General features: G+C 59.4%; 12 protein-coding genes and 1 riboswitch. Of the genes, 3 read left to right on the top strand and 9 right to left on the bottom strand.

The window, feature by feature from the left end; translation table 11 throughout:
• Positions 1–3: 3 nt before the first annotated feature.
• The 6 genes from ilvB to sgrR form a co-directional block, all read right to left on the bottom strand.
• Positions 4–1,698: an acetolactate synthase large subunit gene (ilvB, locus tag QZQ97_RS14375; RefSeq protein ID WP_311994027.1), complete on the bottom strand. Its 1,695-nt coding sequence runs from the start codon at positions 1,696–1,698 to the stop codon at positions 4–6.
• Between the two features lie 111 nt (positions 1,699–1,809).
• On the bottom strand, positions 1,810–1,926 hold the full coding sequence (gene ivbL / locus QZQ97_RS14370) for an ilvB operon leader peptide IvbL (protein ID WP_208295193.1): 117 nt from the start codon (positions 1,924–1,926) through the stop codon (positions 1,810–1,812).
• Positions 1,927–2,014: 88 nt separating this feature from the next.
• Positions 2,015–2,719 (bottom strand): thiamine ABC transporter ATP-binding protein ThiQ, encoded by a 705-nt coding sequence (gene thiQ / locus QZQ97_RS14365; RefSeq protein WP_311994026.1) that lies wholly within the window; start codon positions 2,717–2,719, stop codon positions 2,015–2,017.
• Complete coding sequence (gene thiP / locus QZQ97_RS14360; protein ID WP_311994025.1) at positions 2,706–4,313, bottom strand: thiamine/thiamine pyrophosphate ABC transporter permease ThiP; 1,608 nt, start codon at positions 4,311–4,313, stop codon at positions 2,706–2,708. The genes thiQ and thiP overlap by 14 nt, the downstream gene beginning before the upstream one ends.
• The gene (gene thiB / locus QZQ97_RS14355; protein WP_311994024.1) at positions 4,289–5,275 is read right to left on the bottom strand and encodes a thiamine ABC transporter substrate binding subunit; all 987 of its coding nucleotides are present in this window, start codon (positions 5,273–5,275) and stop codon (positions 4,289–4,291) included. Before thiB ends, thiP begins: the two co-directional genes overlap by 25 nt.
• Positions 5,276–5,330: 55 nt before the next feature.
• Positions 5,331–5,456: riboswitch (TPP riboswitch) on the bottom strand.
• A 37-nt stretch (positions 5,457–5,493) separates the two neighbouring features.
• Entirely contained in the window at positions 5,494–7,155 is a 1,662-nt protein-coding gene (sgrR, locus tag QZQ97_RS14350) for an HTH-type transcriptional regulator SgrR (protein ID WP_311994023.1), read from the bottom strand.
• An 87-nt stretch (positions 7,156–7,242) separates the two neighbouring features.
• On the opposite strand from sgrR, the gene sgrT reads away from it, so the two are divergent.
• The 3 genes from sgrT to QZQ97_RS14335 all read left to right on the top strand — a co-directional run bounded on the left by sgrT (position 7,243) and on the right by QZQ97_RS14335 (position 10,398).
• Positions 7,243–7,419, top strand: coding sequence for a glucose uptake inhibitor SgrT (gene sgrT / locus QZQ97_RS14345; protein ID WP_311994022.1), 177 nt, complete (start codon positions 7,243–7,245; stop codon positions 7,417–7,419).
• A 158-nt stretch (positions 7,420–7,577) separates the two neighbouring features.
• Positions 7,578–8,783 carry an MFS transporter gene (locus tag QZQ97_RS14340; RefSeq protein ID WP_311994021.1) on the top strand — a complete coding sequence of 402 codons (1,206 nt, stop codon included), beginning with the start codon at positions 7,578–7,580 and terminating at the stop codon, positions 8,781–8,783.
• 142 nt (positions 8,784–8,925) lie between these two features.
• On the top strand, positions 8,926–10,398 hold the full coding sequence (locus tag QZQ97_RS14335; protein WP_311994020.1) for a DASS family sodium-coupled anion symporter: 1,473 nt from the start codon (positions 8,926–8,928) through the stop codon (positions 10,396–10,398).
• A gap of 134 nt (positions 10,399–10,532) precedes the next feature.
• Here the strand turns inward: QZQ97_RS14335 and leuD are convergent, their stop codons facing one another.
• From leuD to leuB, 3 genes are read right to left on the bottom strand one after another with little or no spacing between them, the layout of a single operon-like run.
• Positions 10,533–11,135 (bottom strand): 3-isopropylmalate dehydratase small subunit, encoded by a 603-nt coding sequence (gene leuD / locus QZQ97_RS14330; protein ID WP_311994019.1) that lies wholly within the window; start codon positions 11,133–11,135, stop codon positions 10,533–10,535.
• Positions 11,136–11,146: 11 nt separating this feature from the next.
• The gene (gene leuC / locus QZQ97_RS14325) at positions 11,147–12,547 is read right to left on the bottom strand and encodes a 3-isopropylmalate dehydratase large subunit (protein ID WP_006317581.1); all 1,401 of its coding nucleotides are present in this window, start codon (positions 12,545–12,547) and stop codon (positions 11,147–11,149) included.
• Position 12,548: 1 nt separating this feature from the next.
• Positions 12,549–13,640: a 3-isopropylmalate dehydrogenase gene (leuB, locus tag QZQ97_RS14320; RefSeq protein WP_311994018.1), complete on the bottom strand. Its 1,092-nt coding sequence runs from the start codon at positions 13,638–13,640 to the stop codon at positions 12,549–12,551.
• Positions 13,641–13,642: the final 2 nt, after the last annotated feature.

Below are 13,642 nucleotides of genomic sequence, written 5' to 3'. Positions count from 1 at the left end.
GGCTTATTCTCCAATCATGTCGATGTTGGCGGCACCCGGCGGCACCATCGGGAAGACTTTTTCATTGATATCGATCAGCGCGTGGATCAGGCACGGGCCAGGGCGTTGGATCGCCTCGGCCAGCGCGGCCTGCGGATCTTCTGCAGCGTTCAGATCGCAGGTATCCAGCCCGAAACCGGCGGCAATCTTGATAAAATCGGTGCGTTTCGGGTAGGCGGCGGCAAAGATGCGCTGCTGATAGAACAGGGTTTGCTGCTGATGCACCAGCCCCAGCGCCTGATTGTTCATCAGGATAATTTTCACGTCCAAATCATGCTCGACGGCGGTGGCCATTTCCTGAATGTTCATCATCAGGCTGCCGTCACCGGAGAAGCACAACACCTTGCGCTGCGGTTCAGCCAGCGCCGCGCCGATAGCCGCCGGCAGGCCAAAGCCCATGGTACCCAGGCCGCCGGAGGTCAGCCACTGGCGCGGCCGGCTGAGCGGATAGGCTTGCGCCACCCACATCTGGTGTTGACCCACGTCGGTGGTGATGATGGCGCTTTCATCCACGCAGCGCGCGGCGGCCAGCACCAAACCGTAGTGGCTCAGCGGGTCTTCGGCGTTCGGCATACTGAACGGGAACTCGCGTTTCAAACCGTTGACGGTGTCCAGCCACTCGCTGCGCGGCTGCGCTTCAATTTGCGGCAACAATTGTTGCAGCACCTGACCGACGTCGGCATGAATGGCGATATTCGCCTGTTTTACCTTGCCCAGCTCGGCGCGGTCGATATCCACATGAATGATGCTGGCGTTAGGGCAGAACTGTTCGGTTTTGCCAATCGCCCGATCGTCAAAGCGTGCGCCCAGTACGATCAACAGATCGGCCTCTTGCAGAATAAAGTTGGTGCTGCGGGCCGCATGCATTCCCAGCATGCCCAGTGACAGCGGGTGCTGTACCGGCATGGCGCCCAGCGCCATCAGCGTCATGGTGGTCGGCAGGTTGGCGCGTTCGGCCAGCTCAATCGCCTGTTGGTAAGCGTTGGCGCAGATAATGCCGCCCCCCAGATACAGCACCGGGCGTTTGGCCTGGTTGATCATCGCAGCGGCTTGCGCCACGGCGGCGGCTTCGAAGGCCGGCGCCGTGTCAGGCACCGCGACGGGCGGCAGTTCATCCAGACTGATAACCGCAGTTTGTACGTCTTTCGGCACGTCTATCCATACCGGGCCGGGGCGGCCGGATTCGGCGATGCGGAACGCGTCGCAAATCACCTGCGGCAGTTCGCGGATATCGCGTACCAGATGGTTGTGCTTGGTAATGGGAATCGAGATGCCGTAGGTATCCACTTCCTGGAAGGCATCGGTACCAATCATTGAAGAAGGCACCTGGCCGGTGATGCACACCAGCGGGATGGAATCGAGTTTGGCGTCGGCGATGGCGGTGACCAGGTTGGTTGCCCCCGGCCCGCTGGAAGCGATGCAGACCGCCGCCTTGCCGTTGGCGCGTGCCATACCCTGCGCCATAAAGCCCGCGCCCTGTTCGTGGCGCGCCAGCACGTGGTGAATGCGGGTGCTTTGGCTCAGCGCGTCATACAACGGCAGTGCCGCGCCACCGGGAATACCGGCTACGGTGGTGATGCCCTGGCGCTCCAGCAAATGAACGATCAGTTCTGCGCCGGTGAAGCGTTGGCCTTGATGTGACGTGCCCGAAATTGCCATGTTCCTATCCTTTCTCAGGGCCGGTTCGCTTTTCTGGGCAGGGGGCTAAAACAAGAAACCCCGCCCGGTTTGCGCCGGCGGGGTTTGGGAATCGATGCGTTGATTCGGACCCTACGGCGCATTGCCGACGACCACCACCACACGCACGACGACCATCACCGCGGCTGGTAGCGCGGTAACTAGTAGGGTCGAAGTCAGCGAGGATGCGATCACAGGGAACCTTATCATCAGTAATAAAAGTCAGGTTTTTATAAAACCACAGGCGAAAAATTCGCACAACAGGTTTATTCGCCCAGCATAAAAAACGCGCTGCAGATCACGGTTTGTGCGAAATGCCCAGCACCCGCGCTTCCGGTGCGCTGCCGTCCAACAGCGCCTGCGTGGGGCCGTCGTAATAAATCCGCCCGTCGACCACCAACAGGGTGCGCGGCGCGATGCGTGCGGCGTCATCCAGGTTGTGCGACACCATCAGCAGCGTCAGGTTGCGTTGGTCGCAAACCTCTTGCAACAGTTGCAGCATTTCATTGCGCAGCGCGGGGTCGAGCGCCGAGAAAGGCTCGTCGAGCAGCAGGATGGGCCGCTGGCGGATCAGGCAGCGGGCCAGGGCCGCACGCTGGCGCTGGCCGCCGGAAAGCTGTGACGGCAGGCGCTGAAGATGCTCTTCCAACCCCACCTGGCGGGCGATCTGCGCCAACTGTTGTTTTTGGTCCGCGTTCAGCCGCAATCCGGGGTCGAGGCCCAATCCGATATTCTGCGCTACCGTCAGGTGGGCGAACAGGTTGTTTTCCTGAAACAGCATCGAGACCGGCCTTTTGGCCGGCGGCGTGCCGGTATGATCGCTGCCGTTCAGCAGCAGCTTGCCGCTGGCGGCCGGCAGGAAACCGGCGATCAGGCTGAGCAGGGTACTTTTACCTGCGCCACTGGGGCCGAGCACCGCGACACGTTCGCCCGGTTGGATACGCAGGTCAAAGCGCATCGGCAGGTGTTCATACAGATAGGTCAGTTTTTCAAGCGTCAGCATGGCGGCCCGGTAAGCGTTCGATCAGGGTAAACAGCAGGAAGCACAGCAGCAGAAGCAACAGTGCGGTGACCGCGCCGTCATTGCTGCGATAGGCGCCGATCTGCTGGTACAGGTAAAAAGGCAGAGTGCGGAACTGTTCGTTGCCAAACAGGGCAACCACGCCGAAATCGCCGATCGACAGTACGCAGGCGAAAGCCAGCGCCTGCGCCAGCGGGCGGCGCAGCGCTTTCAGCTCGATCCAGCGCAGCCGTTGCCAGCCGTGCATATCCAGCGACAGGCACAGTGGGTTGTAACGTTCGGCCAGGTCTCGCATCGGGTTTTCCAGCACTTTCAGGGCGTAGGGTACTGCCATCAGCGCATTGGTGAGGATCACCAACGCATAGGGTGACTGGGGCAACCCGACAGTATCGCTCAGCAGCAGGAAGAAACCGGTGGCCAGCACGATCCCCGGCATCGCCAGAATCACCATGCCGCTCAGTTCAAGCGTTTGACCCCAGCGCAGCCGCTGTTGCAGCTTCAGTTCACGGCTGCTCCACAGCAGCATCATGGTCAACACCACGCACAACGTGCCGGCACCGAGCGCGATACGCAGTGACGTGAACAGCGCTTGCCACAGCACCTGCTGTTGCAGGACGCTGACCATCGTCTGGTTGGCGCCATCGGCAATCACCGCCAGCAGCGGGGGCAGCAGTAGCAGCAGGGCGGCGGCGATCAGCAGAAAATCGCTGACGCGACGCCACAGGCTGTCTTCGGGATTGCGCCAGATGTGGGCCTGGGTGCTGCCGACCGGCAGCGCCTGGCTCAGCCGCTGGCTGAGCACTACCAGCCCCAGGCAGCATGCCAGCTGGATCAGCGCCAGCAGGGCGGCCCGGCTGAGATCGTAGTCATAGCTGAGTGCCTGGTAGATCGCCAGTTCTATGGTGGTGGCCTGCGGCCCGCCGCCCAATGACAGCACGGTGGCGAAGCTGGCGAAACAGAGCATGAAGATCAGCGCGCCGCTCGGCAGGATCTGGCGGCGCAGCGCCGGCCACTCGACGAAGCGGAACTGTTGCCAGCCGCTCATGCCAAGCTGAGCCGCCAGTTGGCGCTGTTCGACCGGAATGTTTTCCAATGCCTGCAGCAACAGGCGGGCGGCCAGCGGTAGATTGAAGAACATATGCGCCAGCAGGATGCCCTGCAGACCATAGGGAGAAAAACGGTAGTTGATGCCGAGCCAGCCGCACAGCAATGCCAGCCAGCCCTGTCGGCCATACACGCTGAGCAGGCCGAACACCGCCACCAATACCGGCAGCACCAGCGTCATGGCGCACAGCCGCAACAGCAACAGCCGGCCGGGAAAGCGGCGACGATACAACGCGCGGGCCAGCGCTATGGCGGGTAGCACCGAGATCAGCGCGGACAGCAACGCCTGCCAGAAGGTGAAGCGGACTACGTGCCACAGGTAGCTGTCCTGCCACAGGCCACGCCAATCGCTTTCCGGTGCGTGCCGCCACAACGAGCCCATCGCCAGTGCGGCGACGGTCAGGATCAGGCCGGCGGCCAGCAGCCCCGGCCATAGCCAGTGCGGGATCAGCGGCTGACGGCGGTTTGCCATGCTCGGATCCAGTTACCGCGTTGTTTGGCGACCTCTTCGGCGCTGTATTGCAGCGCGGTCTGGGGGACGGTCATTTGATCAAAACCCGCCGGCAGTTGAGTCTTGATCACCGGGTACATCCAGTTACCGGTTGGAATGGTGTTCTGGAACGCCGGGGTCACCATAAATTGCATGAAGCGTTCCGCCAGTTCAGGCTGCTTGCTGGCCTTGAGCTGGCCTGCCACTTCCACCTGCAGGTAATGACCTTCGCTGAAGTTGGCCGCGGCGTAGCTGTCTTTCTTCTCTTCGATCAGATGATAAGCCGGGGAGGTGGTGTAGCTGAGCACCAGATCGCCTTCGCCTTTCAGGAACAGGCCGTAGGCTTCACTCCAGCCCTTGGTGACGGTGACGGTTTTCTTTGCCAGTTTCTGCCAGGCTTCCGGCGCTTTATCGCCAAACACTTTCTGCATCCACAGCAGCAGGCCCAGGCCTGGGGTGCTGGTGCGCGGATCTTCGTAGATCACCTTCCAGTTTTGATCGCCGTTGACCAGTTCCTGCAGGCTCTTTGGCGGGTTCTTCAGCTTTTCTTTGTTGTAAACGAAGGCAAAGTAGCCGTAGTCGTAAGGCACGAAGGTTTTATCCTGCCAGCCGCCCGGCACGCTCAGTTTGGCGCCGTCAACGCGGCTAGGCGCGAATAAACCGGTTTGTTGCGCGGCCTGGAGCAGGTTGTTGTCCAGCCCCAGAACCACGTCGGCGGTGCTGTTTTTCCCTTCCATACGCAAGCGGTTAAGCAGCGAAACGCCGTCTTCCAGCGCGACGAATTTCAGTTCGCAGTTGCAGTCTGCTTCGAACGCTTTTTTCACCGCCGGGCCAGGGCCCCAGTCGGCGGCGAAGGAATCATAGGTGTAGACCGTCAGCGTTGGCTTGGCAAACACCGGGACGGCGCACAACAACAGTAATAAGGGCAGGCTTTTTTTGACCACTTTGCACTCCTGAAAGATAAGGGGGCAAAGGTATCTGAGGGCGAGGTGATGAAACCGGGTCGCTATGCTCAAATCCCTCCGCCGGTATTGACCGGATCAGGTTCGACGGGTTTGTTCTCAGCAAAACCTGCACGCCGCGTTTTCATCGCGCCGCCGCCGTTTCGCACCCCGTTGAGACGGCGCTATTGTAGAGACTAACGGGCGCCGGCGAAAGGCGCTTATGCTTCCGGCGGCGCAAACCAGGCGGATTTAAAATCGAACCAGCCAAGGGTATTCATTCGCACGCCGCGCATGCTGCGCTGGCCGTGCAGTTGCAACCAGTGATGAAACAGCGGGTGTAACTGGTGACCGTTGACCAACCGTTGGCAAAAATCCGCCAGCGGCAGGGCATTGGCGCGCCACAGCGCCGCATCTGCGGCGAGATCTTCATTCATGCAGTGCTGCATCAGCGGTAGCTCATACAGGGTGGCGAACAGCGAAAACTCCAGCGGCAGGTAAAAGTTGGCGCTGCCCAGCCACAGATCGCTGGCCGCTTCCCCTTTATGCCAGGCGTCGTAGCTCACCACCTGCACGTTAAGCCGCACTCCGTGCAGCGCCAGCAGCGGTTCAATTGCCTGCTGAATGGCATGGAATTCCGAGTGTTCACTGTAGTAGGTCAGCGTCAACTCGGTTAGCCCGCCCGGCTTGGGTTGTTGCGCCAGCGCGCGATTGTGATGCCAGCGCGGCAGGATGCCATAGGCCGGCGACCAATAGCGTTGATAAATCGACCCGGCATTGCTCAGCAGCGAGATGGGATTAATCAGCTCGCACAGCCAGCTGCGAATGGCCGGATCGGCCGCCAAAGGAGAGCGTTGATCGAACAACAGGAAATAGCAGCCTTCCTCCAGCCGGCTTTCCAGTTCGTTGTTGCCGGTGTCATCCGCCTGCAGTTGCACGCCGGAATGTACCAGCTCTTCGGTGAGCTCCGGCAACACCCAGATATTCACCTCATCAATCAGTGCCCGGTAGCCGAAGTAGTCATCGAAGGCGTGGATTTTCATCTGGCTACGGTGGTTGCGCACCACGCTGTACGGCCCGGTGCCCACCGGATGGCGTGAGAACTCCGGCATGCTTTGCCACTCGCGCGGCAGGATCATGGCAGGCACGCTGCCCAGCAACCAGGGTAACCAGTAATCGGGGTTGTGCAGGTGCACGTCAATCACGAAAGGCGTCGGTGAGGTCACGCTCTCGATATGCGAAAACAGCGGCTGAGGGATCAGACGAGTGAGGGAGCTAATCACATCGTTCATTTCCAGTTCGCGGCCGTGATGAAAATGTATCGCCGGACGAAGATAAAAACGCCAGTGCAAGGGCGTCAGCGGCTGCCAGTGATGCGACAGATCCGATTCCAGTTCCCCGTTTTCCTCGTTTATTCGCGTCAGGCCGCTGAAAATCTGCCGGGCCAGGTGAGTTTCCGAACGGCGCAGCGCCGAGCCAGGCAGCAGGTTGTACAGCTGCCGATAGTAGAGTACGCGCAAGATGTGTTTACCCTGCCGAAAGCTGCGCCCAAGCTGGGATAGCAGCATCTGCCGCACCACGTTTTTATCGCCGACCAGTTGCACCAGTTGATCGATGCGGTCCTGCTCCAGCAACTCCTCCGCTCTTTGCTGCTGCAGCGCCAGGCCGGTGTAGTGGAAGGTGAGCCGCGAGCGCTTGCCGCGCCCCGATTCCGCTTGCCAGGTCAGCCATCCTTGCTGTTGCATGGCGCCGAGCAATGAACGCACGTGACGGCGCGAGCAAGTGAGCACTTCAGCCAACTCTTGCAGCGTGGTGTCGGTGGTCTCGCCGTGGCAGCGCTGCCACAGGCGAATGAACTGCTGTTGCAAACGTGAGGTAGACATAAAAGAGGAACGCTCCGGCATCAACTCATCAATTTATCTTTCCCCATATTACGCCGATAATTTTCCTCAATGAAAGGGGGAGGGCGAATGATGAAAGCTTTCTTGTCAAAACAGTTCTATCAGCGCTATTTCAGCGCGGTGCGTCGCCAGCACGCCGACTGGCTGGGCCTGGTGCCGGAACAGGCCCGGCTGGATATGTTGGCCCACCTGACGCAGTGGGATATCAAGGATATGACGGACAAGCAGTATCGCGAGCACCTCTGAGGTTGCGGTAGCAAAAATGTTTCTGAGTAATGGTGTTGTTCACCAGCCAGTGGGGTCATACCCACTGGTTTTTTTATTATTGGCCGCGGCGATGTCCTTGCATTTTTTTCACCGTAGCCTAAGGTTTTGTCTTCCGCTTTAGGGGCAGGGACGAAGATATGAAACGACTGTACTGGTTGCCGCGCCGCTTTAATCCCATCTTTGCCGCATTCCTGCTGATTGCTTTTCTTTCCGGGATCGCCGGGGCGTTGTTGGCACCGACGCTGAGCCTGTTCCTAACCACCGAGGTTAAGGTGCGTCCGCTTTGGGTGGGGTTGTTCTACACCGTCAATGCCATTGCCGGCATCGCCGTCAGCTTTCTGCTGGCCAAGCGTTCGGATACGCGCGGTGACCGACGCACGCTGATCCTGGTGTGTTGCCTGATGGCGGTCGGTAACTGCCTGTTGTTTGCCTTCAACCGCGACTACCTGACGCTGATCACCGCCGGGGTGCTGATGTCGGCGATTGCCAATACCGCCATGCCGCAGATTTTCGCGCTGGCGCGGGAATATGCCGACAGCTCGGCGCGTGAAGTAGTGATGTTCAGTTCGGTCATGCGTGCGCAACTTTCACTGGCGTGGGTGATTGGCCCACCTTTGGCGTTCACGCTGGCGTTGAACTACGGCTTTACCTGGATGTTTATGATCGCTGCCGCCACCTTCGCGATCTGCGCCTTGCTGGTGTGGTTTACTCTGCCTTCCGTGCCGCGCGGCCAGTCGGTGGAGCAGGGCGATGCTCTGGCGGGGGCGCCTTCGACCCCTATAGCGCCCGTCAGCGCCTGGCGAAACCCTGATGTGCGGCGGCTGTTTATCGCCTCTATGCTGATGTGGACTTGCAATACCCTCTACATCATCGATATGCCGCTGTATATCACCGCCGATCTGGGCCTGCCGGAGAACCTTGCGGGGTTGTTAATGGGCACGGCTGCCGGGCTGGAGATCCCGGCGATGCTGCTGGCCGGTTACTACGTCAAACGTTTCGGCAAGCGCAATATGATGCTGTTTGCCGTGGCGGCCGGCATTCTGTTTTATGCCGGGTTGGTGGTATTTAAATTCAAGCTGGCGCTGATGGTCTTGCAACTGTTCAACGCCATATTTATCGGCATCATCGCCGGTATCGGCATGCTCTATTTCCAGGATCTGATGCCCGGGCGGCCTGGTGCGGCGACGACCTTGTTTACCAACAGCATTTCTACCGGGGTGATCCTGGCCGGCGTGCTGCAAGGTGCACTGGTGGAAAACCTGGGGCACTATGCGGTTTACTGGCTGGCGACAGCATTGGCGGTGGTGGCGCTGTGGATCAGCGGCCGCGTACGAGAAGTGTAAACACTAACGTCATTAACATTGACGCATGTCATTGAGAACATTACGCCAGAACCCCAAGCTAAACGGACCCGGAGCGCGATTGCGGCGCTCTAGCCCATCTTGCTGCTGAGATGCCGATCCGTTTAGACCATTTGGGTATGCCATGGACAAACTAACACCGCTCAAACCCGTCCCCTCTCTGTGTGCCGTTGCCGCCGCTTTGCTTATTTGGTTTGTTATCCCGGTTCCAGAAGGGGTTGCGCCCAATGCCTGGCATCTGCTGGCGTTGTTTATCGGCACTATCATCGCCATCATCGGCAAGGCGATGCCGATTGGCGCCGTTTCTGTCGTGGCCATTGCGCTGGTGGCGATCACCGGCGTGACTAATCCCGGCAAGCCGGGGGCGGCGCTGGAGGATGCGCTCAGCGGTTTTTCCAATCAGCTGATTTGGCTGATTGGTTTCTCGATCATGATCTCCTTTAGCCTCAACAAAACCGGGTTGGGCTCGCGGATCGGGTACTATTTTATTTCCTTGTTCGGCAAAAAGACGCTGGGCATTGCCTACGCATTGACGTTGGCGGAACTTACTTTGGCACCGGTTACCCCGAGTAATACCGCACGTGGCGGCGGGATTATTCATCCGATAATGAAGTCGATCGCCGACAGCTTCGGATCCAAGCCGGAGCTGAACAGTTCCGGCAAGATTGGTCGTTATCTGGCACTGGTGAATTACAATATCAACCCGGTGAGCTCGGCGATGTTCATTACCGCCACCGCGTCTAACCCTTTGATTGTCAGTCTGATCGCCAAAGGCACCGGTGGCAGCCTGGAGCTGTCATGGTCGATGTGGGCGCTCGCCGCACTGGTGCCGGGGCTTTGTTCGTTGGTGGCCATACCGCTGGTGCTTTATCTGTTGTACCCACCGGAAATTAAAAGCACGCCGGACGCACCGCATTTTGCGCGGGAAAAACTCACTGCGTTGGGGCCGGTGACGCTGCCGGAGAAAATCACTTTAGGGGTGTTTGCCCTGTTGTTGGCGCTGTGGGCAGGCATTCCGGCGATGATCTTTGGCCCGGCGCTATTGGTAAATCCGACCACCGCGGCGTTGATCGGTCTGGCCGTACTGCTGGCGACCGGTGTGCTGAGCTGGGAGGACGTGCTCAAGCACAAAGGAGCCTGGGATACGGTGGTGTGGTTCTCCGCGCTGGTGATGATGGCCAGCTTTCTCGGCAAGCTGGGGTTGATTGACTGGCTGTCGCACTCTGTCGGCAGCGGTATCGACCATATGGGCATGAGCTGGGTGGGCGGCGCCATCTTGCTAACCGCCATCTATCTCTATTCGCATTATTTCTTCGCCAGCGCCACTGCCCACGTTACCGCCATGTTTGCCGCCTTCCTGGCTGCCGGAATGACATTGGGCGCACCGCCGGCACTGCTGGGGCTGATTCTGGCATTTGCCTCTTCACTGATGATGTCGTTGACCCATTATGGCACCGGCACCGCGCCTATAGTTTTCGGTTCCGGTTATGTGACGCTGGGGGAATGGTGGAAAACCGGCTTTGTGGTGAGCGTGATTAACCTGCTGATCTGGATCTTGATCGGCGGGGCGTGGTGGAAGTGGTTGGGTTACTGGTAATCCCCGTGATACTTGGAGCTGCCGCTGTGTTGGCTGCGTAAGCGCACCCCTGTTACTTAGTTAGCTAAGCTCCAGGGGATTTACTCACTTGCCGCCTTGCCGCAGCTCCAATTATTTAGGGCATTAGAAGATGATCAGTTCAGAAACGCCGGCTGTTGCGCCTCGTAGCGAGAGATGTCCGCTTCGTGTTGCAGCGTGAGGCCGATGCTGTCCAACCCGTGGATCATGCAGTGGCGGCGGAAGCTGTCGATCTCGAACGGATAGCTTTTGCCTCCGGCATTCACCGTCTGATTTTCCAGATCCACCACAAACTCGGTACCTTCGTTTTCGGCCACCAGCTTGAACAGCGTATCCACGTCCTGTTCGCTCAGCGTGACCGGCAGCAGTTGGTTGTTGAACGAGTTACCGTAAAAAATATCGGCGAAGCTTGGCGCTATCACCACTTTGAAGCCGTAGTCGGTCAGCGCCCAGGGCGCATGTTCGCGTGAGGATCCGCAACCGAAGTTCTCGCGCGCCAGCAAAATGCTGGCCCCGTGGTAGCGAGGTTTGTTCAGCACGAACTCCGGGTTCGGTTGCTGGCCGGCATCGTCCAGAAAGCGCCAGTCGTTGAACAGGTGCTGGCCGAAACCCGTGCGGGTGACTTTCTGCAAAAACTGTTTTGGAATAATGGCGTCGGTGTCTACGTTGGCCGCATCCAAAGGCACCACTAAACCGGTATGTTGAGTAAATTTAGCCACGGTAGTGCCCCTTAGTGAATATCACGGATATCGGCGAAATGGCCGGCAACGGCAGCGGCAGCGGCCATCGCCGGGCTGACCAGGTGGGTGCGCCCACCGCGGCCCTGACGCCCTTCGAAGTTACGGTTGCTGGTGGATGCGCAGCGTTCGCCCGGATTCAGGCGGTCGTTGTTCATCGCCAGGCACATGGAGCAACCCGGCAAACGCCATTCAAAACCGGCTTCAATAAAAATCTTGTCCAGGCCTTCGGCTTCCGCCTGCGCTTTTACCGGGCCGGAACCAGGCACCACGATGGCCTGAACGCCGCTGGCGACTTTGCGCCCTTTGGCAATCGCCGCCGCCGCGCGCAGATCTTCAATGCGCGAGTTGGTACAAGAACCGATAAACACTTTGTCGATCGGCACTTCAGTCAGCTTGATGCCCGGCTTCAGATCCATATAGGCCAACGCCTTCTCGGCCGAGGCGCGCTCGACCGGATCGCTGAAGGATTCCGGCGCAGGGATCGCCTGGTTGACGGCGATCACTTGCCCTGGATTGGTGCCCCAGGTCACCTGTGGCGCAATGTCTTCGGCGCGCAGGGTTACTACGGCGTCGAATTTGGCATCGTCGTCGGATTTCAGCGTGCGCCAGTAAGCGACGCCTTGTTCCCAGTTCTCGCCGGTAGGCGCAAACTGGCGGCCTTTCAGATAATCAAAGGTGGTGTCGTCCGGCGCGACCAGGCCCGCTTTGGCGCCCATTTCGATCGCCATGTTGCACAGCGTCATGCGGCCTTCCATGCTCAGCGCTTCAATCGCCTTGCCACAGAACTCCACCACGTGGCCGGTACCGCCGGCACTGCCGGTTTTACCGATTACCGCCAGCACGATGTCCTTCGCTGTGATGCCTTCCGCGGCGACGCCGGTCACTTCAATTTTCATGGTCTTGGCGCGGCCCTGTTTCAGGGTCTGGGTCGCCAGCACGTGCTCCACTTCAGAGGTACCGATACCGAACGCCAACGAACCGAAGGCGCCATGGGTGGCGGTGTGGGAGTCGCCGCAGACGATAGTCATCCCCGGCAGCGTCATGCCCTGCTCTGGGCCGATAACGTGCACGATGCCCTGGAACGGGTGGTTCAGGTCGTACAGCGAAACGCCGAACTCAGCGCAGTTCTTGATCAGTTCCTGCATCTGAATGCGGGCCATCTCGCCGCTGGCGTTAATGTCTTTGGTCTGGGTGGACACGTTGTGGTCCATGGTGGCAAAGGTTTTGCCCGGCTGGCGCACTTTGCGGCCCATGGCACGCAGGCCGTCGAATGCCTGCGGAGACGTGACTTCGTGCACCAGGTGGCGATCGATATACAACAACGGCGTTTCGTTCGGCGCTTCGTACACCACGTGGGCATCATATAATTTCTGATATAACGTTTTCGACATGTTATGCCCCCTGAGCTACAAAGCGGGCGATGACGTCACCCATTTCATCGGTGCTGATAGCCTTGCCCTCACCGGCCAGATCGGCGGTGCGGTAACCTTGTTCCAGTGCCTGGTTGATGGCGCGCTCAATGGCGTCGGCCGCCTCAGAGGCCCCCAGGCTGTAACGCAGCAACAGGGTCGCGGACAGGATCTGGGCGATCGGGTTGGCGATACCTTTGCCCGCGATATCCGGCGCAGAACCGCCCGCAGGCTCATACAGGCCAAAGCCCTGTTCGTTCAGGCTGGCGGAAGGCAGCATGCCCATCGAACCGGTGATCATCGCGCATTCGTCGGACAAAATATCGCCGAACAGGTTGGAGCACAGCAACACGTCGAACTGCGACGGATCTTTAATCAACTGCATGGTGGCGTTGTCGATGTACATGTGTGACAGCGATACGTCCGGATAGTCTTTGGCAACCTGGTTCACCACTTCGCGCCACAGAATGGAACTTTGCAGTACATTGGCCTTATCGATAGAGGTCACTTTGTTACGGCGCTTGCGTGCGGACTCAAAGGCGATGCGCGCAATGCGTTCGATCTCGAAGCGGTGATACACCTCGGTATCAAAGGCGCGTTCCTGCATGCCCTGGCCTTCGCGGCCTTTCGGTTGACCGAAGTAGATGCCGCCGGTCAGCTCACGCACGCACAAGATGTCAAAACCACGGGCGGCGATGTCGGCGCGCAGCGGACAGAACTCTTCCAACCCTTGGTACAGGCGGGCCGGGCGCAGGTTGCTGAACAGTTTGAAGTGCTTGCGTAACGGCAGCAATGCACCGCGCTCAGGTTGTTCTGCCGGCGGCAGATGTTCCCATTTCGGGCCGCCCACCGAGCCGAACAGGATCGCATCGGCTTGCTCGCATCCACTGAGGGTAGCCTGCGGCAGCGGGCTGCCGTGGCGATCGATGGCAATGCCACCGACGTCGTATTCGCTGGTGGTGATGCGGATATCAAAGCGCTGACGCACTGCGTCCAGCACCTTGTGCGCCTGAGCCATTACTTCCGGGCCGATTCCGTCTCCGGGCAAGACGGCAATATGGTAAGTCTTCGTCATGT

Source organism: Serratia sp. root2 (assembly GCF_031931805.1).
Classification (GTDB): Bacteria; Pseudomonadota; Gammaproteobacteria; order Enterobacterales; family Enterobacteriaceae; genus Serratia; species Serratia inhibens.
This window is presented reverse-complemented; position numbering and strand designations above follow the sequence as displayed.

Bases quoted from the DNA above. Each gene is read 5' to 3' on its own strand.
- thiQ (WP_311994026.1), bottom strand. From the start codon at position 2,719: ATGCTGACGCTTGAAAAACTGACCTATCTGTATGAACACCTGCCGATG.
- leuB (WP_311994018.1), bottom strand. From the start codon at position 13,640: ATGACGAAGACTTACCATATTGCCGTCTTGCCCGGAGACGGAATCGGC.
- leuC (WP_006317581.1), bottom strand. From the start codon at position 12,547: ATGTCGAAAACGTTATATCAGAAATTATATGATGCCCACGTGGTGTAC.
- QZQ97_RS14335 (WP_311994020.1), top strand. From the start codon at position 8,926: ATGGACAAACTAACACCGCTCAAACCCGTCCCCTCTCTGTGTGCCGTT.
- thiP (WP_311994025.1), bottom strand. From the start codon at position 4,313: ATGGCAAACCGCCGTCAGCCGCTGATCCCGCACTGGCTATGGCCGGGG.
- sgrR (WP_311994023.1), bottom strand. From the start codon at position 7,155: ATGTCTACCTCACGTTTGCAACAGCAGTTCATTCGCCTGTGGCAGCGC.
- QZQ97_RS14340 (WP_311994021.1), top strand. From the start codon at position 7,578: ATGAAACGACTGTACTGGTTGCCGCGCCGCTTTAATCCCATCTTTGCC.
- ilvB (WP_311994027.1), bottom strand. From the start codon at position 1,698: ATGGCAATTTCGGGCACGTCACATCAAGGCCAACGCTTCACCGGCGCA.
- ivbL (WP_208295193.1), bottom strand. From the start codon at position 1,926: ATGATAAGGTTCCCTGTGATCGCATCCTCGCTGACTTCGACCCTACTA.
- sgrT (WP_311994022.1), top strand. From the start codon at position 7,243: ATGATGAAAGCTTTCTTGTCAAAACAGTTCTATCAGCGCTATTTCAGC.